Genomic DNA, 17940 nt, shown 5'->3' with positions numbered 1-17940 from the left:
GCCGGGGCCCATCATTCCGGGTCCCGGCTCTGCAGGGCAGCGTTGCACGCTGCGCTGCGTCCGGGACACGAGACCGCTCAAGGCGCCACCGGCGTTCCCGCCGGCAGCGCAAGTCCCTTCTCGCCCGCAACCTGCCGCAACAGGTCGGGCCTATCCGAGATGATTCCGTCGACGCCGATCTCGATCATGCGCGTCATGTCCTCGGGCTTGTTGACCGTCCAGACCACGACGCGCAGCCCGAGCCCGTGAGCCTCCGAGACGAGGGCCGCAGTCACATCGCCGAAATAGGGCGACCAGATCGCGCCGCCCGCAGCCTTGATGGTTCGCGGCAGCGAGCCGCCGTGATCGGCGGGGCTGAAACCCACGGTCCAGTTGGTGGCCTTGTCCAGCACCACGGTCTGTCCTGAACCGCGCTGGAGCGTCAGGTACACGGTCGGAATGGTCGGTGCCTGCTGCTGGACGAGCTGCAGGGTCCTCCAGTCGAACGACTGGATCATGACGCGCTCGGAAAACTTCTCGGCCTCGATCAGCCCGAGCAGTTTGGTGACAAAACCTTGCGGGTCGAGGGATTCGTCCGGATGGTTCGGATCGATCTTGGTCTCGATGTTGAAGCGCACGCGATCGTTGCCGGATTTGCGCACCAGCGCGAACAGCTGCCTCAAGGTGGGAATGCGTGTCCCCGGGACGGCGCGCTGCTCGGGGAATTGCTTGGCGTAGGCACTGTCCGGACGGAGCTGGCCGACGTCATAGCTCCCGACCTCTTCGAGCCGCAGTCGTACGAAGGGCGTGCCGGGCGGAGCGACATAGGCGCCGTTCGCATCCCGTGCCAGATCGGGATTGAGCCCGCGTTCATGCGAGATGATGACCGCGCCATCGGCGGTGACGCCGACGTCGAGCTCCAGTGTGTCCACGCCCATCGACAGCGCGTTGGCGAAGGCCGGCAGGGTGTTTTCCGGTAGCAGCGCCCGCCCGCCGCGATGCGCCTCGAGATCCAAGGCCATGGCTTCTCCTGCTGTGAGAACCGAGAGCACGGTCAGGATCGTCGCGGCACGTGACGGCATCACAGTTCGCAGCCCAAGTGAAAGGACCAAGGGAAAGGAAAGCATATGAAATCTTCGCTTGTTTCGTCCAGTCCCGTGGTCGACAGGCGGTTGACGGAGGCCGTGGAAGGCCGAAACTGGCCCTCCAAAAAAAGGATCGGTCCGGGGACGATTCATATGCGGCTTATCTTCATCGCAACGATGGCGGTTCTCATGGTCGGGCAGGCGGCAGCCAAGGATGTGCTTTCGGGCGCGAGCCTCTATGCGGACGTCGCGCGCTACGAATCCTTCGGCCTGCACCGCTTCGGCTCGCCCGGCGACCGCGCGACGGCGGACTGGATTGCCGGCGAGATGAAGCAGGCCGGGTTCGAGGTCAGCTTCCAGCCCGTCGTGCTCGGCCGGCAATATGTCGTCGAGCAGGCCAGCGCCGAGGCGAGCGGCACGAGCATCGAGGCGACGCCATTCTGGTGGCCGCCGGAAGACAAGGCCAGCTTCCATCTGTCCGCGCTGCTTGCGCGCGACGGTGACGTTGCCGGCAAGATCCTCTGGCTGGAGCTGCCATTCGATCGCGGCGCCTATCTCGGCCCCGCCCATCGCGCCGCGATCGCGGAAGCGGCGGCGAGGAAGCCGGCGGCCATCCTGCTGACGATCGGCAATCCTGCGGACGATCGTTTCGCCTACAATGTCACGCAGGAGGATGCGCCCTGGCCGGTGCCGGTGATGGTGGTCGGTGCCAGGTCGCGCGCGACATTCGAGCGCGCAATCGCCTCGGGCGAACCCGTCACCTTCGACGTCAAAGGGCATTATGAGCGCGATGTCGCCGGCCGCAACGTGATCGCCGAGACCGGCGCCGGCCGCGGGCCGACCATCGTCGTCTCGACGCCGATGACCGGCTGGTACTCTTGCGTCTGCGAGCGTGGCCCCGGCATCGCCAACTTCCTCGCGCTGGCGCGCACCGTCGCTGCCGAAAAATGGCCGGCGCATCTCGTCTTCATCGCCACCGCAGGCCATGAAATCGGTCACGGCGGCATGGAGCTGTTCCTGAAGCACGGCGCGCCGGCGCCGAAGGGCACGCTGGCGTGGATCCATTTCGGTTCGTCGAACGCGTGCTATGGCTTTGCGGAAGGCGCCGGCACCGAGCGGCCCGAGCAAGAGCGCTATCTCGTGCTGAGCAAATCCGCCGTTGCGCTGACGGACGAGGCCTTCGCCGGGGTCGCGGCAAAACGTCTGGTGACGGAGAAGCAGGCGGTCGGCGAGCTGCGCGACGTGCACGCGGCGGGCTATCCCAATTTCCTCGGCATGGCCGGCCGCCATCGCACGTTCCACACGCCGTCGGACGATCTCGGCGCGACCGGCCCCGAAATCCTCGAGCCGGTCGCCCGCGCTTTCGTCGGTGCTGCACGAAAGATCGTCGAACGCGGCGACGCCGCGTTCAGATAGCGTCAGTTCAGGTAGCGTCAGTTCTGATAGTAGTAGCCGCGCGGCTGGTAGTACTGGCGGGGCTGTGGCTGATAGTAGCCCTGCTGGCCGTAGCCCTGATTGTAATATTGCTGCGGCTGCTGCTGATAGACCTGCGCGTCATAGAGCGGGCGGCTGGCCGGACGCGGCGCCGGATAGCGCGCACCGGTGTCGCTGCCGTCGGCAGGGTAGATGTAATTGTCGTCCTGCGGCATGTAGCGGCGGGCGGGCTGCGCCGGCGGCGTCAGATTCACGGGATCGCCTGATGTGGCGTACTGCTCTTCCGCAGGCTGCGGTGCGCGCGCCACCGCATTGTTGGTGCGACCGCGGGGATTGCGCGCCAGCGCCACCTGCGCCGAGCCGGTCAGCGTCACCGTGGTGTTGAGCACGCCCTGCTGCTGCACCAGCGCATAGAGCGTCGATGCGTTCTGGCGCGACAGCCGCACGCAGCCATGGGATGCCGGCGTGCCGAGACGGCCGACCGAGTCGGTGCCGTGAATGGCGTGCCCGACCTTGGTGAAAAAGATCGCGTGCGGCATCGGCGCGTCGTCGAATTCCTTGGAGTAGTGGTCCTCTTCCATGCGGAAGGTGCGGAACGCTCCGTTCGGCGTCTCGCGCGAGGGAATGCCCGTCGACACCGGCCAGTGATAGCGCGCGACGCCGTCGACGGCGACGGTCATCTGCTGATTGTCCTTGTCGATGGTGATTTCGACCTTGGCCTGCGCGGTGCCCGCGCTCAAAAGCAGCAGGGAGGTGAAAGTAATGAAAAACGAACGCATCTGAAAACGCATTTGAGTTCTGGCCTCCGGCCTGTTCACGCTAAGCGCCGCGGCTCTCCGTCCCCCGGCGTGCACTATGCCTGCAATCCGGCTTTCGTTCCAGCAGCCGGCCCGGCCATCGTTAACGTGATGCCTGATGTAAGCAAGGCCGCTTTGTGCCGCGCCGCCCGCGGCGATGCTGACATTTTCGCGAGCGGAGATGCGTTCACGACGCCGACAATTCGTCACAAAGGCGCAACCATTTGGCCGCTCCGGGCGTTGAACATGGCCTACCTGACAGGCGGTTTTCGCCGCCGTTGACCTCTTGTATTTCCCTTGGGATCGAAGATGAACAAAGTCCGTATCGCCGCTGCGCAATTGCCGGCCGGTTTACCAGTCCGCCTGCTTTTCGCAGCCGCTGCCATCCTGCTCGCGCTGTTATCGCTGCCGCAAGCCGGCCATGCCCAGGGCATCGTGCGCGGTGCCCAGGAAGGCGCCCATGAAGGCAACCGCATTGCCGGCCCGGTGGGCGGTGTGGTCGGGGGCGCGGTCGGCGCCGGTGTCGGCGGCGCCGTGGGCGCGGTCGAGGGCGTGCTGGGCATTCCCCACCGTCACTACCGTCACTGCCGCGGGTATTATGACGGCTATCACCGCTTCCATTGCTATCGGTGATTGTCATTCCGGGGCGCGACGAAGTCGCGAGCCCGGAATCCATTCATCCACCAGCTCTGTCGCACAATGGATTCCGGGCTCGTGCTTCGCACGCCCCGGAATGACGACAGGGGTCAATTCTTCAGCCGGTACCCGGTGCGGAAAATCCACCAGATCGCGACCAGGCAGATCACCAGGAACGCCGTCGTCATGCAGATGCTGACGGCCACACTCACATCGGCGATCTCGTAGAAGCTCCAGCGGAAGCCGGAGATCAGATAGACGACCGGGTTGAGCAGCGCCACCGTGCGCCAGGTGGGTGGCAGCATGTCGATGGAATAGAAGCTGCCGCCGAGGAAGGTCAGCGGCGTCACCACCAGCATCGGGATCATCTGCAGCTTCTCGAACCCGTCGGCCCAGATGCCGATGATGAAGCCGAACAGGCTGAACGTCACCGCCGTCAGCACCAGGAAGGCCAGCATCCAGACCGGATGGTGGATATGCAATGGAACGAAGAGCCCGGCGGTGGCCAGGATGATCAGGCCGAGGATGATCGACTTGGTCGCGGCGGCGCCGACATAGCCGAGTACGATCTCGAAATAGGAGATCGGCGCCGACAGGATCTCGTAGATCGTGCCGGTGAATTTCGGGAAGTAGATGCCGAACGAGGCGTTGGCGATGCTCTGCGTCAGCACCGAGAGCATGATCAGGCCCGGCACGATGAAGGTGCCGTAGCTGACGCCCTCGACCTGGCTGATGCGCGAGCCGATCGCGGCGCCGAACACCACGAAATAGAGCGAGGTGGAGACCACCGGCGAGACGATGCTTTGCAGCAGCGTGCGCCAGGTGCGCGCCATTTCGAACAGATAGATGGCGCGGATGGCGCGGTGATTCATGACGTCCTCACGAGGTCGACGAAGATGTCCTCGAGCGACGATTGCGTCGTGTCGAGATCGTTGAAGCGGATGCCGGCGGTGCGGAGGTCGCTCAGCAGGCTGGTGATGCCGGTGCGCTCGCCCTTGGTGTCGTAGTCGTAGACCAGCGTCGCGCCGGAATCGCAGAGGTCGAGCTCGTAATGGCCAAGGCTCTCCGGCAGCGCGGAGATCTTGTTCTGCAAATGCAGCGTCAGCCGCTTCTTGCCGAGCTTCTGCATCAAGGTCGCCTTGTCCTCGACCAGCACGATCTCGCCCTTGTTGATGACGCCGATGCGATCGGCCATCTCCTCGGCTTCCTCGATGTAGTGCGTGGTGAGGATGATGGTGACGCCGGACTGCTGGAGCGTGCGCACCACCTCCCACATGCCCTTGCGCAGCTCGACGTCGACGCCGGCGGTGGGCTCGTCCAGGAACAGGATCTGCGGCTCGTGCGACAGTGCCTTGGCGATCATCACGCGGCGCTTCATGCCGCCGGAGAGCGTGATGATCTTGCTGTCCTTCTTGTCCCACAGCGAGAGGTCCTTGAGCACCTTCTCGATATGGGCTGGGTTCTTCGGCTTGCCGAACAGGCCGCGGGAGAAGCTCACGGTCGCCCAGACGCTCTCGAAGGCGTCGGTGTGGAGTTCCTGCGGCACTAGGCCGATCAGCGAGCGCGCCTTGCGGTAGGAGGTCTGGATGTCCTCGCCGCCGACGAGAACGCGGCCCTCGCTCGGATTGGCGATGCCGCAGATGATCGAGATCAGCGTGGTCTTGCCGGCGCCGTTCGGTCCGAGCAGGGCGAAGATCTCGCCGCGCTTGATATCCAGATTGACGTTCTTGAGCGCCTTGAAGCCGGACCCATAGGTCTTCGACAAATTGGCGACGGAAATGATGGAAGACATGATGGCCGCAAGTCTGAGGGGGAAAGGCTGGGGAATGGAGCTGGAACCCGCCCAGGCGGGCCGGTCAGCGGTGCCCTGAGATAGGAATGCCATTGCCCGGTCGCAATTGGCCGCAGAAAAATGGTCTCAAAACAGGCCCTTCGGTGGCAGGTTTCGGGCAAGTGTTGCGCGATGGTCACGGCTTGCTGCTAAGATTGTCGCTCACGCGGCTCTTTGTTGCGTCTGCGAGCAGGCCGTGGCTACGATTCCGGCCAATCGCAAAGCGTATTGTCCCCAGGGAAACCATCGATGAGACCGAACGGCCGTCACACCGCCGGCGCCAGCCAATTGCCCGCCATCCGTGTGTGGGCGATGTGCCTGCTCCTGCTGTCAGCTGTCGCCATGAGCCCGACCACCGCAAGGGCGGCGCCGAGCCAGGCCGCGGCCGCGACCACGCATGTCTACCTGCTCCGTGGCGTGCTCAACATCTTCTCGCTCGGGCTCGACACCATCGGCGCCCGGCTCGAGGCGCAGGGCATCCCGGTGACGGTCGCGAACTTCGTCTCCTGGTCCTCACTCGCCAATGAAGCTGCGACCGCCTACAGGGCCGGCCGCATCAAGACAATCATCCTGGTCGGCCATTCCTCGGGCGCGACCGCGCTGCCGGACATGATCGCCAAGCTCAACCAGCTCGGCGTGCCCGTGAAGCTCGCGATCGGCCTCGATTCCGTGTTCAAGACCAGGCTCTCGACCGGCGCCGAACGCTACATCAACATCTATATCGGCGATGGTCCCGGCGAGCCGGTGCGGCCCGCGGCCGGCCTGCGCGGCAAGCTCGACAATGTCGACGTGCGCGGCACCGGCGTCGGCCACATTTCGATCGACAAGAACGAGGCGATCCAGCGCCGCGTCATCGCCGAGATCGACGCCGCGATCATGCGCTCGCGCGCGCCGGCTCCGGTCGCCGAGCCCGGCGCCCCCCGGCAGGCGCGCTCGGCGGCGGCGACGGCGCCGCGGAACTGAGGAGCTTTGCGCGGCGAGCCGTGTTGTTCGACCGCGCTGCTGTCTCTCTGCATTGACCGGCAAGCTCAGAGATCGCGAAGAGCGGAAGTGAGCGGACGCGCGTCATGGCGCGCTCACATCGTCACACCAAGAACGCGCGAATGCTCTCCGCGATTTCCCTCGCGTGCGTTTCCAGCGCGAAATGTCCGGTGTCGAAGAACTGAACCACTGCGTTGGGATTGTCGCGCTTGAACGCCTCGGCGCCGGGCGGGATGAAGAACGGATCGTTCTTGCCCCAGACGGCCAGGAACGGTGGTTTGTAGGTGCGGAAATAGTCCTGGAATGACGGATAGAGCGCGACGTTGCTCCTGTAGTCGCCGAACAGGTCGAGTTGCACGCCGTCCGAGCCGGGGCGAGCCAGGTAGAAATTGTCGAGGTTCTGCCCGTCCGGCGACACCAGGGACGGATCGGGGACACCGTGCGTGTACTGCCAACGCGTCGCGTCCGGCGTGAGCAAGCCGCGCAGCGCCTCACGGTTGGCGGGCGAAGGATCTTGCCAATAGGCTTTTATCGGAGTCCAGCCGTCGCTGAGACCGTCCTCATAGGCATTGCCGTTCTGCGAGATGATCGCCGTGATCCGTTCGGGGTGATTCAGCGCGAGCCGGAAGCCGGTCGGCGCGCCATAGTCGAAGACGTAGACCGCGAAACGATCGAAGCCGATCACCTCGGTGAAGCGTTCGATCACCTTAGCGATGTTGTCGAACGTGTAGCGGAAGGTTTCGCGCGAGGGCATGTCGGATTGGCCGAAGCCGGGCAGGTCCGGTGCCACGATGTGGAACCTGTCCGCGAGCAGCGGGATCAGATCGCGGAACATGTGGCCGGCGCTCGGGAAGCCGTGCAGCAGCAGGAGCTTTGGCGCGCCAGCAGTGCCGGCCTCCCGATAGAACACCTTGAAGCCATCAACGTCTGCGGTGCGATAGGTGGTCGGGGCCATGCCAGTCTCCGTTCGTCCAAGTAACCTGTTTAATGTCATTAATAAGGTTACGTCGTTGGCGAGTAACTTGTCAATTGGTGTTTATCAGGTTACTTCTGCCCTGCCTCTTCAGACCGGCCAAGGACCGCTCATGGACCGCCCACCCGCCATGTTCATCGCCGACTCGCTTGGCCTTGATTTCCTGAATTCGGTGGCGACGCCGGTCGATACGCCCGTCGATTGGATCGACGATGGCGATGGCCTGATCGACTGGCTGGAGCAGGCGAAGCTGGTGCCGGCGGATGAACTGCACGCACTGAAGGCGCGCGCGGCGCCGGGTGAGCTGGATGAGGTCGCGGATCAGGCGCGTGCCCTGCGCGAATGGTTTCGCGGTTTCGTTCTGGAGCATGCCGGCCGGCCGCTCACGGCGGATGCATTGCGCGAACTCGGTCCGTTGAACGGCCTGCTGGAGCGCGAGGAGTCATTCCGCCAGATCGAGCCGGGACACGGTGATGTTGGCGGCGTTCTGAAGCTGCAAACGAAGCGGCGCTGGCGATCGGCCGAATCCCTGCTGCTGCCGGTCGGCGAAGCCTTGGCCACGTTCGTCTGCGACGAGGACTTTTCCGACGTGAAGGCGTGCGAGGGCCACAACTGCACGATGCTGTTCGCCGACCACACCCGCGGGCGCGCGCGGCGATGGTGCATCATGGCGGTCTGCGGCAACCGCGCCAAGCAGGCCGCACACCGCAATCGGCTCAAGAGCAGGCAGTGACGAGGGCAGGCAGGTGGTGGCTTCGTGCTGCCTGTTGGGCGCGTCCGGCAGATCACGGGCTCCTGATGGGGGGACCGCGTGTCGCGACCGCGTTCGGTGCCCCAAATTCCACCCAATCGGTGGTCACTAAGCAACCGGGGGACGGCGTTTGCCTTCCGTGGTGGGACTGCTGGACTGATGCTTGATCCAAGGCGAATCCTCGTGCTGGCAGCGGTTGCGCTGCTCGCCTTGAGCACCGGTGCGGCCGTTGCCTCACCCGCCAAGTCAAAGCCTGCCGCGGCCGCGCCCGTTGCGCCGCCGCCTCCGCCGGCCGAGCCGCTGCCGCCGCCGAAGATCTACCTGTTCCGTGGCGCCATGGGGCCGATCTTCTCGACCGGCATGGACCGGCTCGGCGAGAAGCTGACGAAGGCCGGCTTTTCCGCCGATGTCTACGAATTCACCATCTGCCGATGGATCGGCGATCGTGCCATCTCCAGCTACAAGGAAACGCCGGCGCCGATCGTGCTGATCGGTCACTCCATGGGCGGGCTGTGCTCGGTCGTCATCTCCGAGATGGCGGCCAAGGAGAACATCCCGATCAGCCTCGTCATCGCTATCGATCCCGCCCATGCGACCGGCGACGTGCCGCTCAATGTCGAGCGCTTCATCAACATCTTCCTGTCCGACAGCGTGCTCGGCGGCGGCGATGTCGTGGCAGTGCCCGGCTATCGCGGCCATTACGCGAGCTACGATCTCAAGGAGAACAGCCGCGTCTCGCACATCAACATCGAGAAGTCCGACGACATCCATCGCCAGATCGTCGAGATGGTGACGCAGTTGCCGCGCATTCCCGCGCAGGCCCAGGGCGATGCCGTGCCGCTGCGCTATCTCGTGCCGGCGAATACGCTGGTGGAATTGTGGGACTCCGGCGTGCGGGTGCCGGTACGCCGCGGCGACACCATGGAGAGCATCGCCGCAGCCAATCGCGTGCCGCTGTGGTCGATCGCGCAGAGCAACTCGCTTGCAGAGAACGCGACCCTCACGCCCGGCCAGTCCATCGTCGTCCCGCGCCATCTGACGCCGCCCGAGCCGACGGCAGCGCTGGCGACGCCGCCGCCTCCGGCGCGGCGGTAAGCGGTTAGCAGCGGAGATCGCCGGGACGGACGTGGCCTGACGCCGAGCGCCATTCCGTGTGTTGCCTTGTCATTCACGCAACCGCTGCCGCGGCAGCCGTCTTGGTGCTGGTGTCGCCAAGGACGAGCGAGCCATGGCGGAAGCTTGGCTCGCCGGTCGATAGGGCGCGGCGAGAAGCATCAGAAACAATGCCCTTTCCGCCGCATATTTCGCCGCAGGCCGGCCATTTTCCGACCCGTGCATGACGAGGTGTCCTTCGGTCGTGCAGACACGCCACTGCCATGTCGTTCGGCCGTATCTCCTCAAGAACATTTCGAAGGTCGGGAGGTTATCGGACATTTCAATTCGCCGTGTCAGCTTGCGTCATGAGCATGGTTGCCTTCCCGATCGCCCTCTTTGGAGCTCGAAGGGTGAGGGGAAACGCAGAGGCTGCAAGCTTTTCGATCGCGGAACGCTCCTCGGACAGGCGCCTTTCAATGAACCGCCGCTCGACCTCCGTCAGTTCGGTCTTGAGCAATCGTTGGTAACGGCCGATGTTGTTGCGGTGTGCGCGCAACAAGGCCAGCTCTTCATCAATCATCATCATCGCAATCCCCCGTTGAGCGGCCGCTGCCTAGGCTGCGAGACCGGTTCGCAAGATGGACCGCGTGCGGACCGGCTTGCCGCCCGGAGGACCCTTTGGATGCTGGTCCAGCATCGCAAGCGCGTCCAGAATCTCGTCGATGGTGACGGGCTTGTCCGAGCCCGGCAGTTCTCTCAGCGCCGGGTTTGAGGCAACGCTGGCGGCGTCTGAAGCCCAGGACGCGAGGATCGCTCGCTTCTCGCCGATCGACAGAGCCGGATCCTCGACGACGTCGCGGGGATGAGCATAGACAGAGCCGGGGTGCAGTATTGCGTTCAGGTCGATGATGTTGTCAGCATGATCGATCATGAGAGGTCCTCCTTCTCCTTTCGCTAAAACCTCTGTTTGCATTGGGGGGCGCGGTCGAAGGCCACGGTCGGTCCCGCCCGACGATCAGGCGGGATCACCAGGTCTCCGACAAAACGAAAATCAGGCGGCTCTGCCTTCGAGCTGATGCACGGTGCCGGACGGCGCCGCATTAATGGCAATTCGCCGCGGCTTCATCGCTTCAGGAATCTCCCGGATCAGTTCGATCTTGAGCAGACCGTTCTCGAACGCGGCGCTCTGCACCTGAACATAGTCGGCCAGGTTGAACTGCCGCTTGAAGGGCCGCGCGGAAATGCCCCGGTAGAGATACTCGCGTTCGGCCTTGTCCGCCTTGTTTCCCTCGACGATCACCGCATTCTGCTCGGCAGTCACGGAGACCTCGTCGGGCGAAAAGCCCGCGATCGCGAGCGAAATCTGGTAGCGATCCTCGCTGACGCGTTCGATGTTGTAGGGGGGATAATTATCCTCGCCGGCACGCTGTGCCGTTTCAACGAGGTCGAAAAGGCGGTCGAAGCCAATGGTCGAACGCCACAGGGGAGAGAAGTCGTAAGTGCGCATAGCCAAATCCTCCAAGGAGCAAAATGGATACGAGCGGCACCGGACACGACCGGTGCCCGTCTCAGTCGTTCCCGACCCATGAGGCGTCGGGGACGCCACCTCTCGGCGGCAACGAAAAAATAAAAAAACACAGTTTTGGTTTCAAGAGGGATGCCAAAAATTTTGGACCCTCCCGCGCCTCGCGGAGGGAGGGGGTCGTGCCTGCGACCAAGGTCAGGCGCCGGGCGCCGCCGGAGCCCACCATGGTCGCCGCGCCGGCGTTGCTGAACCCACTACACGTTCGAACCGTGGATCGCGTCGATGACGGCGTCGGTCACCTCCTTCGTCGTCGCCTTGCCGCCGACATCGGGCGTCAGCACCCCGGCCGCGCAGACGCGCTCGACGGCCGTCATCAGCCGTGACGCGGCGTCCTTCTCGCCGAGATGCTCGAGCATCTGCGCGCCGGTCCAGAAGGTCGCGACGGGGTTGGCGATGCCCTTGCCGGTGATGTCGAAGGCCGAGCCGTGGATCGGCTCGAACATCGAGGGGAAGCGGCGTTGCGGGTCGATGTTGCCGGTCGGCGCGACACCGAGGCTTCCCGCCAGCGCGCCGGCAAGGTCGGAGAGGATGTCGGCGTGCAGGTTGGTCGCCACGATGGTGTCGAGGCTCTTCGGATGCAGCGTCATGCGCACCGTCATGGCGTCGACCAGCATCTTGTCCCAGGTCACATCGGGGAATTCGCCGGCGACCTCGGCCGCGATCTCGTCCCACATCACCATGCCATGGCGCTGCGCGTTCGACTTGGTCACGACGGTCAGGAACTTGCGCGGACGCGACTGCGCGAGCTGGAATGCGTAGCGCATGATCCGCGTCACGCCGACGCGGGTGAAGACGGCGACTTCGGTGCCGACCTCTTCCGGCAGGCCCCTGTGCGCGCGGCCGCCCATGCCGGCATATTCGCCTTCGGAGTTCTCGCGCACGATCACCCAGTCGAGATCGCCGACGCCGACATTGCGCAGCGGCGAGGCGACGCCCGGCAGGATTTTTGTCGGCCGCACATTGGCGTATTGGTCAAAGCCCTGACAGATCGGCAGGCGCAGGCCCCACAGCGTGATGTGATCGGGCACGTCGGGGGCGCCGACCGCGCCGAAATAGATCGCGTCGAACTTCTTCAGCTCCGTGAGGCCGTCGGCCGGCATCATCACGCCGTGCTTCTTGTAGTAGTCCGAGCCCCAGTCGAAGGTCTTGACGTTGAAGGCGAGGTCGCCGCTGCGCCTGGCCAGCGCCTCCAGCACGCGGATGCCGGCCGAGATGACCTCGGGGCCGATGCCGTCGGCGGGAATTGCTGCAATCGAATGGGTGCGCATGGAAATGCTCCGTTTGAGAGATCAGTGGGATTGCGGGACGGGTTCGACGGGCGCGGTCTGCGCGCGCGACAATAGCAGGGTGAGGACCGCGGAGAGAACGAGCAGGCCGGCGACGAAGTAGAGCCCGCCAACGAAGCTGCCGGTCTGGTCCTTGATCCAGCCGATCATGGCGGGCCCGACGAAGCCGCCGAGATTGCCGATCGAGTTGATCGTGGCGATGCCGGCCGCGGCCGCGGGACCGGACAGGAACAGCGTCGGCATGCTCCACAGCGGCGGTTTTGCCGAGGAGATGCCGATGTTGACGAGCGCGAGCGCAACCAAAACGGCGACGACGCCGGTCGCAAGGCCGGCATAGGCGAGCCCGGCTGCGGCGAGCAGGCACGCCCACACCACATGCCAGGTCCGCTCGCCGGTGCGGTCCGAATGCCGCGCCCACAGGATCATGGCGACGACCGCGGCGGTTGCCGGCAGCGCGTTGAGGAAGCCGACCTGGAGCGAGGACAGGCCGAACTGCTTGATGATCTGCGGCGCCCAGACGCCGAGCGTGTAGAGGCCGGCCGAGGTGCCGAAATAGATCAGCGCCAGCGCCAGCACGCGCGGATCGGCAAGCCCGCGCCAGATGCTGTGGCTCGCGGTTGCGGCCTTGCTGGTGGTCTCCGCGTTCATGGTCTCGACCAGCCAGCGGCGCTCGTCATCAGTGAGCCATTTCGCCTTCTCGGGGCGGTCGGTCAGGAAGCCGAGCACGACGAAGCCGAGCAGCACGGCCGGCAGCGCCTCCAGCACGAACAGCCATTGCCAGCCCTTGAAGCCGAGCAGGCCGTCCATCTCCAGCAGCGCACCTGATATCGGCGAGCCCAGCACGGTGGAGAGCGGCGCTGCCGCCATGAACAGCGCGGTCACCGCGGCGCGCTGGCGCGCCGGGAACCAGTAGGAGAGGTAGAGGATGATGCCGGGAAAGAAGCCGGCTTCGGCGACGCCGAGCAGGAAGCGCAGGATGTAGAAGCCGGTCGGCCCCTGCACGAACGCCATCGCCGCCGACACGATGCCCCAGGTGATCATCACCCGCGCGATCCAGATACGCGCACCGATCTTGTGCAGGATGATGTTGGAGGGCACCTCGAACAGGAAATAACCCCAGAAGAAGATGCCGGCGCCGAAGCCGTAGACCGCGGGCGACAGGCCGATGTCCTTGTTCATCGTCAGCGAGGCGAAGCCGATATTGACGCGGTCGATGAAGGCCACGAAGTAGAGCAGCATGATGAAGGGAACGATGCGCCAGGTGATCTTGCGCAGCACGCGCGTCTGAATCTCGCTCGCCACCCTGGCCTCCTCAAGTTCCGGCTTGTTGTTGTGTCGGCGGGCCCGGAGGTCCATGCCGGCAACGAGCGTAGTCGGGAGGAAAGGGGGGACTCAATTGGCGCTGGTTTATACAAAAAAATGATATAATCCTCGCGAGGAGAGGCGAGAGGACCCTGGATGGAATTGCATCAGCTTCGATGCTTCGTGGCGGCGGCCGAGCAGTTGCATTTCGGCCATGCGGCGCAGCAGCTCCAGATGCTGCCGTCTGCGCTCGGGCGCCAGATCAGGCTGCTGGAAGAGGACCTGGGCACGCGGCTGTTCGCGCGGACCACGCGCGCGGTGTCGCTCACCGAAGACGGTGCGACGCTTTTGCGTGATGCCCGCGCCATCCTCGCCAAGGTCGAGGCGGTCGAGAATAATCTGCGCAACCGTTCGCGTGCCGGGGCCGCCCGGCGGCTGCGGGTCGGCGCCATCGACAGCGCGGCGGCGGGATTGCTGCCGCCGCTGCTGCGCGATTTTCGCGACAAGCATCCTGACATCGCGGTGCAGCTTCTGGAGGACAAGACGGTCCGGCTGCTGCCGAAGATTTTGACCGGCGCGCTCGATCTCGCTTTCGTCCGCCCGCCCGACAGCGCGGACAAGCGGCTCGAATTCCGCGATTTGCTCCAGGAGACCGCCATCGTGGCGTTCCCGCAGCGCCACGCGCTCGCGGAGCGCAAGTCGATCACGCTGGCGCAGATCGCCGACGAGGCCATGCTGGTGCCGGACCGCCGCTCGCGGCCGCACAGCCACGATCTCACGATCAAGCTGTTCGAGCAGGCCGGCCTCACGCCGCGCATCGTCCAGGTCGCCGACGAGAAGCAGACCATCATCCATCTGGTGGCAACGAAGCTTGGGGTGGCGATCGTGCCGCGCTGGACCACGCGCATGGCGGTATCAGGCGTGCGCTTCGTGCCGCTCCGGCCGAAGCAGAGCGGCCCGGTCGGCCGGCTGCCGCTCGCCGCCGCCTGGCTGCGCGGCTCGCGCGATCCGGCCCGCGATGCCATGCTGGCGGTGCTCGAGGCCCGCCTGCGCAGCTATGCGCGCGAGGCCTGAGGGGCTATGACATTGGCGTGGATAGAAGGTGGAAGGTGATGACGGATCGGAAAGCTTCGAGCGAATTGCGGGTGGCCATCGCGGGCCTGGGCTCGATCGGCACCAAGATCGCCGCCGCGCTCGATCAGGGTATCGAGGGGCTGACACTGTCCGCCGTCGCCGTGCGCGATCCCGCCAAGCATCAGGCATTCCTCAACGGCCTGCGTCGCCCGCCGCAGGTTTTGCCGATCGACCAGCTCGGTGAAGCCGCCGACATCGTGGTCGAGTGCGCACCGAGCAGCCAGCTGCGCGCGATCGTCGAGCCGGCAGTGAAGCGTGGCAAGGCCGCTGTCGTCGTCAGCGTCGGCGGGCTGCTCGACAATTTCGATCTCGTCGATCTCGCCCGGGCCAATGGCGGCCGCATCATCGTGCCGACCGGCGCGCTGATCGGGCTCGATGCCGTCAACGCCGCTGCGATCGGCACCATTCATTCGGTGAAGATGGTGACGCGCAAGCCGATCGACGGGCTGAAGGGTGCGCCCTTCATCGTTCACAACAACATCGACATCGACACGCTGCGCGAGCCGCTAAAGCTGTTCGAGGGCACGGCGCGCGAGGCCGCAAAAGGCTTCCCGGCCAATCTCAACGTCGCAGTCGCGCTGTCGCTCGCGGGTGTCGGGCCTGATCGCACCTCCGTGCAGATCTGGGCCGATCCGACCGTCACGCGCAATGTTCACCGCATCGAGGTCGAGGCGGATTCGGCGCGCTTCTCGATGTCGATCGAGAATATCCCGTCCGAAAATCCCAAGACCGGGCTGATCACGGCGCTGTCGGTGATCGCGCTGCTGCGCAAGCAGCGCGCCACGCTCTGTGTCGGGACGTAAACCTTTACGCGCCGGTGACGCGCCAGATCACGTTGCCGACGTCGTCGGCCATCAGCAGCGATTTCTTGTCGGGGCCGATCACGACGCCAACCGGGCGGCCGTAGGATTCCTTCTCGTCCGGGGACAGGAAGCCCGACAGGATGTCGCGACCGGGGCCGGACGGGCGGCCGTTCTCGAACGGGATGAACACCAGCTTGTAGCCGGAGAGCTTGCTGCGATTCCACGAGCCGTGCTGGCCGATCACCATGCCGTCGGGGAAACCCGGCAGCGTGCCTGCGGGCATCCAGCACAGGCCGAGCGAAGCGGTGTGGCCGCCGAGCGCATAGTCCGGCGTGAGCGCCTTGGCGACCATTGCCGGATCCTGCGGCACGCGGTCGTCCACCGTCTTGCCCCAGTAGCAATAGGGCCAGCCATAGAAGCCGCCGTCGCGCACCGAGGTCAGATAGTCCGGCGGCGTCTCGTCGCCGAGCCCGTCGCGCTCGTTGACGACGGTCCAGAGCACGCCGGTCGTCGGCTCCCAGGCAAGGCCCACTGGGTTGCGCAGGCCGGCACCAAAAATGCGATGCGTGCCGGCGGCGAGGTCGAGCTCATAGACCGCGGCGCGGCCTTCCTCGACCTCCATGCCCATCTCGGCGATGTTGCTGAGCGAGCCGACGCCGGCATAGAGCTTCCTGCCGTCGGGACTGGCGAGCAGGCTGCGCGTCCAGTGGCCGCTCGGCTTGAACGTGGTGAGCCGCTTGCCCGGCGCAGTGATGCGGTCGGCATTGGCGACATAGGGGAAGGCCATCACGCCGTCGGTGTTGCCGACATAGAAGGTGTCGCCGACCAGCGCCATGCCGAACGGCTGGCTGAGGTTCTCCATGAAGGCGCCGCGAACTTCGGCGACGCCGTCGCCGTCCTTGTCGCGCAGCAGCGTGATGCGGTTGGCGGAAACGCCGAGCGCGGCGGCGCGCCGCATCGTCGCCTGCATCGCGTAGTGAAACACGGATCGCGGCGGCCCCGCGATCTGGGTCGCTTCCGCGATCAGCACGTCGCCATTGGGCAGCACCTCGATCCAGCGCGGATGGTCGAGGCCGGTTGCGAACGCATTGACCTTGAGCCCGGGCGCGACGGTCGGCTTCTGGCCCTCGCTCCAGCCGCGGGCGGTCGGCATCTTCAGCGTCGGGATCGCGCCTTGCGGCTTTGCCTCGGGAATGGCGGGCGTCTGGCCCCATGCGGGCGCCGGCTCTGTGCCGGACAGCTTCCGCCATTGCAGAGCGATGCCGCCGAGAAGCGCAACGAACTGCGCAAAAATGCTGGAAAAGGTCATGAGAAGCCCCTGTCGAACCTGCGGCACAGTCCAACGCCGGATTGCTCCAGGCCCCGCGCGGGCCCAGGCCTGATCGTCGACCTCTCCAGGTCAACCATGGATGTCGTCGTGCCTCATTGCGCGCGCATCCAACTGGGTGGCGGTAAAAAGGTCAACCTGTGCGGGCTCGGATCGGGCCGTTTATGGCGCGGATGGCAGCACGCCGAATTTGCATGGCAAGGATGCAGGCGCCGATGCAGTGGCGCACGCTGCCTCCTCAACGTCGTCCTGGCTTTCGCCAGGACGACATCGAAGGATATGGCGGGCTTGTTACATCACCGCGGCGACAGGAACGGGATGATCATCGGCACGCGGCGGCAATAGGCGCCGTAGGCGTCCTCGCCGAGCTCCTTCGACAGGAACACCTCTTCCATCCGCCCCTTCTGCCACATGCCGAGCGAGATCAGGATCGCGCCGAGGATCGCGGTCACCGTCCCGACCGCGATGCCGGTCGCCAGCATGCCGGCGATCAGGCCGGTGTAGATCGGATGACGTACGATGCCGTACGGGCCGGTGTCGATGACGCGGTGGTCTTCCTTGTGGGTGATGGTGTTGGACCAGAATTTTCCGAGATGCAGCCGTCCCCACCAGGTGAAGGAGATGCCGGCGAGCACGATCAGCGCGACGATGTAGACGCCGGTGCTGCTGAACACCCAGAGCGGCTTCTCACCGAGCACTTCGGCGGTCCACGGCGTGAACAGGATGCCGCCGACCAGAATCGGGATGCGATAGCGGCCGGACTCCAGGGTCATCACCTGCTTTTGCGTGCGGCCCTGCCAGAACGAGGCGCCGACCCAGCTGGCGAGCCAGGCGAGCCAGATCAGGGCGAGCAGTTGCGTCGGCCAGGTCGTGGTCCAGCCACCCCAGGCGACAGAGAGAAGCTTGCTGAAATCGAAGGACATGAAGGTTCTTTGCGTTAG

The 17940-nt window shown here is 65.2% G+C and carries 19 protein-coding genes; 7 read left to right on the top strand and 12 right to left on the bottom strand.

The features are described from left to right. Positions 1–77: 77 nt before the first annotated feature. A complete protein-coding gene (locus WN73_RS02300) occupies positions 78–1061 on the bottom strand; it encodes a glycerophosphodiester phosphodiesterase (RefSeq protein ID WP_161533705.1) in 984 nt (327 codons plus the stop codon). Between the two features lie 156 nt (positions 1062–1217). Between WN73_RS02300 and WN73_RS02295 the strand changes: the two genes are divergently transcribed. Continuing rightward, entirely contained in the window at positions 1218–2480 is a 1263-nt protein-coding gene (locus WN73_RS02295; RefSeq protein WP_271551321.1) for a hypothetical protein, read from the top strand. Positions 2481–2497: 17 nt separating this feature from the next. Here WN73_RS02295 and WN73_RS02290 read toward each other — a convergent pair whose 3' ends face one another. Then, positions 2498–3277, bottom strand: a complete 780-nt coding sequence (locus WN73_RS02290; protein WP_038966441.1) for a L,D-transpeptidase — start codon at positions 3275–3277, stop codon at positions 2498–2500. 327 nt (positions 3278–3604) lie between these two features. Here WN73_RS02290 and WN73_RS02285 point away from each other — a divergent pair, with 327 nt between their 5' ends. Next, positions 3605–3928 carry a hypothetical protein gene (locus WN73_RS02285; protein ID WP_161533706.1) on the top strand — a complete coding sequence of 108 codons (324 nt, stop codon included), beginning with the start codon at positions 3605–3607 and terminating at the stop codon, positions 3926–3928. 113 nt (positions 3929–4041) lie between these two features. Here WN73_RS02285 and WN73_RS02280 read toward each other — a convergent pair whose 3' ends face one another. Continuing rightward, complete coding sequence (locus WN73_RS02280) at positions 4042–4803, bottom strand: ABC transporter permease (RefSeq protein ID WP_011089319.1); 762 nt, start codon at positions 4801–4803, stop codon at positions 4042–4044. Beyond that, positions 4800–5723 carry an ABC transporter ATP-binding protein gene (locus WN73_RS02275; RefSeq protein ID WP_011089318.1) on the bottom strand — a complete coding sequence of 308 codons (924 nt, stop codon included), beginning with the start codon at positions 5721–5723 and terminating at the stop codon, positions 4800–4802. Before WN73_RS02275 ends, WN73_RS02280 begins: the two co-directional genes overlap by 4 nt. Positions 5724–6011: 288 nt before the next feature. Here WN73_RS02275 and WN73_RS02270 point away from each other — a divergent pair, with 288 nt between their 5' ends. Then, positions 6012–6725, top strand: coding sequence for a hypothetical protein (locus WN73_RS02270; protein WP_028176226.1), 714 nt, complete (start codon positions 6012–6014; stop codon positions 6723–6725). Between the two features lie 121 nt (positions 6726–6846). On the opposite strand, the gene WN73_RS02265 is transcribed toward WN73_RS02270, so the two are convergent. Beyond that, positions 6847–7698 carry an alpha/beta fold hydrolase gene (locus WN73_RS02265; RefSeq protein WP_271551320.1) on the bottom strand — a complete coding sequence of 284 codons (852 nt, stop codon included), beginning with the start codon at positions 7696–7698 and terminating at the stop codon, positions 6847–6849. Positions 7699–7828: 130 nt separating this feature from the next. Here WN73_RS02265 and WN73_RS02260 point away from each other — a divergent pair, with 130 nt between their 5' ends. Then, the gene (locus tag WN73_RS02260) at positions 7829–8449 is read left to right on the top strand and encodes a CGNR zinc finger domain-containing protein (RefSeq protein WP_271551319.1); all 621 of its coding nucleotides are present in this window, start codon (positions 7829–7831) and stop codon (positions 8447–8449) included. Between the two features lie 177 nt (positions 8450–8626). After that, the gene (locus WN73_RS02255; RefSeq protein WP_271551318.1) at positions 8627–9562 is read left to right on the top strand and encodes a LysM peptidoglycan-binding domain-containing protein; all 936 of its coding nucleotides are present in this window, start codon (positions 8627–8629) and stop codon (positions 9560–9562) included. Positions 9563–9902: 340 nt separating this feature from the next. Here WN73_RS02255 and WN73_RS02250 read toward each other — a convergent pair whose 3' ends face one another. The 5 genes from WN73_RS02250 to WN73_RS02230 all read right to left on the bottom strand — a co-directional run bounded on the left by WN73_RS02250 (position 9903) and on the right by WN73_RS02230 (position 13735). Next, on the bottom strand, positions 9903–10145 hold the full coding sequence (locus WN73_RS02250) for a hypothetical protein (RefSeq protein ID WP_051000309.1): 243 nt from the start codon (positions 10143–10145) through the stop codon (positions 9903–9905). A gap of 30 nt (positions 10146–10175) precedes the next feature. Then, on the bottom strand, positions 10176–10493 hold the full coding sequence (locus tag WN73_RS02245) for a hypothetical protein (RefSeq protein WP_271551317.1): 318 nt from the start codon (positions 10491–10493) through the stop codon (positions 10176–10178). Between the two features lie 120 nt (positions 10494–10613). Further along, positions 10614–11069 carry a small heat shock protein HspD gene (gene hspD, locus WN73_RS02240; protein WP_011089311.1) on the bottom strand — a complete coding sequence of 152 codons (456 nt, stop codon included), beginning with the start codon at positions 11067–11069 and terminating at the stop codon, positions 10614–10616. 272 nt (positions 11070–11341) lie between these two features. Next, positions 11342–12415: a tartrate dehydrogenase gene (locus WN73_RS02235; RefSeq protein WP_271551316.1), complete on the bottom strand. Its 1074-nt coding sequence runs from the start codon at positions 12413–12415 to the stop codon at positions 11342–11344. A 21-nt stretch (positions 12416–12436) separates the two neighbouring features. Beyond that, positions 12437–13735, bottom strand: a complete 1299-nt coding sequence (locus WN73_RS02230; RefSeq protein ID WP_271551315.1) for a D-galactonate transporter — start codon at positions 13733–13735, stop codon at positions 12437–12439. Between the two features lie 156 nt (positions 13736–13891). Here WN73_RS02230 and WN73_RS02225 point away from each other — a divergent pair, with 156 nt between their 5' ends. Both WN73_RS02225 and WN73_RS02220 read left to right on the top strand, forming a co-directional pair. Beyond that, a complete protein-coding gene (locus tag WN73_RS02225; protein ID WP_028176218.1) occupies positions 13892–14809 on the top strand; it encodes a LysR family transcriptional regulator in 918 nt (305 codons plus the stop codon). 38 nt (positions 14810–14847) lie between these two features. Next, the gene (locus tag WN73_RS02220; RefSeq protein ID WP_271551314.1) at positions 14848–15672 is read left to right on the top strand and encodes an aspartate dehydrogenase; all 825 of its coding nucleotides are present in this window, start codon (positions 14848–14850) and stop codon (positions 15670–15672) included. 4 nt (positions 15673–15676) lie between these two features. Here the strand turns inward: WN73_RS02220 and WN73_RS02215 are convergent, their stop codons facing one another. After that, on the bottom strand, positions 15677–16981 hold the full coding sequence (locus WN73_RS02215; protein ID WP_271551313.1) for a PQQ-dependent sugar dehydrogenase: 1305 nt from the start codon (positions 16979–16981) through the stop codon (positions 15677–15679). Between the two features lie 314 nt (positions 16982–17295). Next, positions 17296–17922 carry a methyltransferase family protein gene (locus WN73_RS02210; RefSeq protein ID WP_271551312.1) on the bottom strand — a complete coding sequence of 209 codons (627 nt, stop codon included), beginning with the start codon at positions 17920–17922 and terminating at the stop codon, positions 17296–17298. Positions 17923–17940 lie beyond the last annotated feature (18 nt).

It is taken from the genome of Bradyrhizobium sp. CCBAU 45394 (assembly GCF_028128655.1).
In the GTDB taxonomy this organism is placed as follows: domain Bacteria; phylum Pseudomonadota; class Alphaproteobacteria; order Rhizobiales; family Xanthobacteraceae; genus Bradyrhizobium; species Bradyrhizobium diazoefficiens.
Note: the sequence above shows the minus strand (reverse complement) of the source record. Positions and strands in the feature narration are given on the sequence as shown.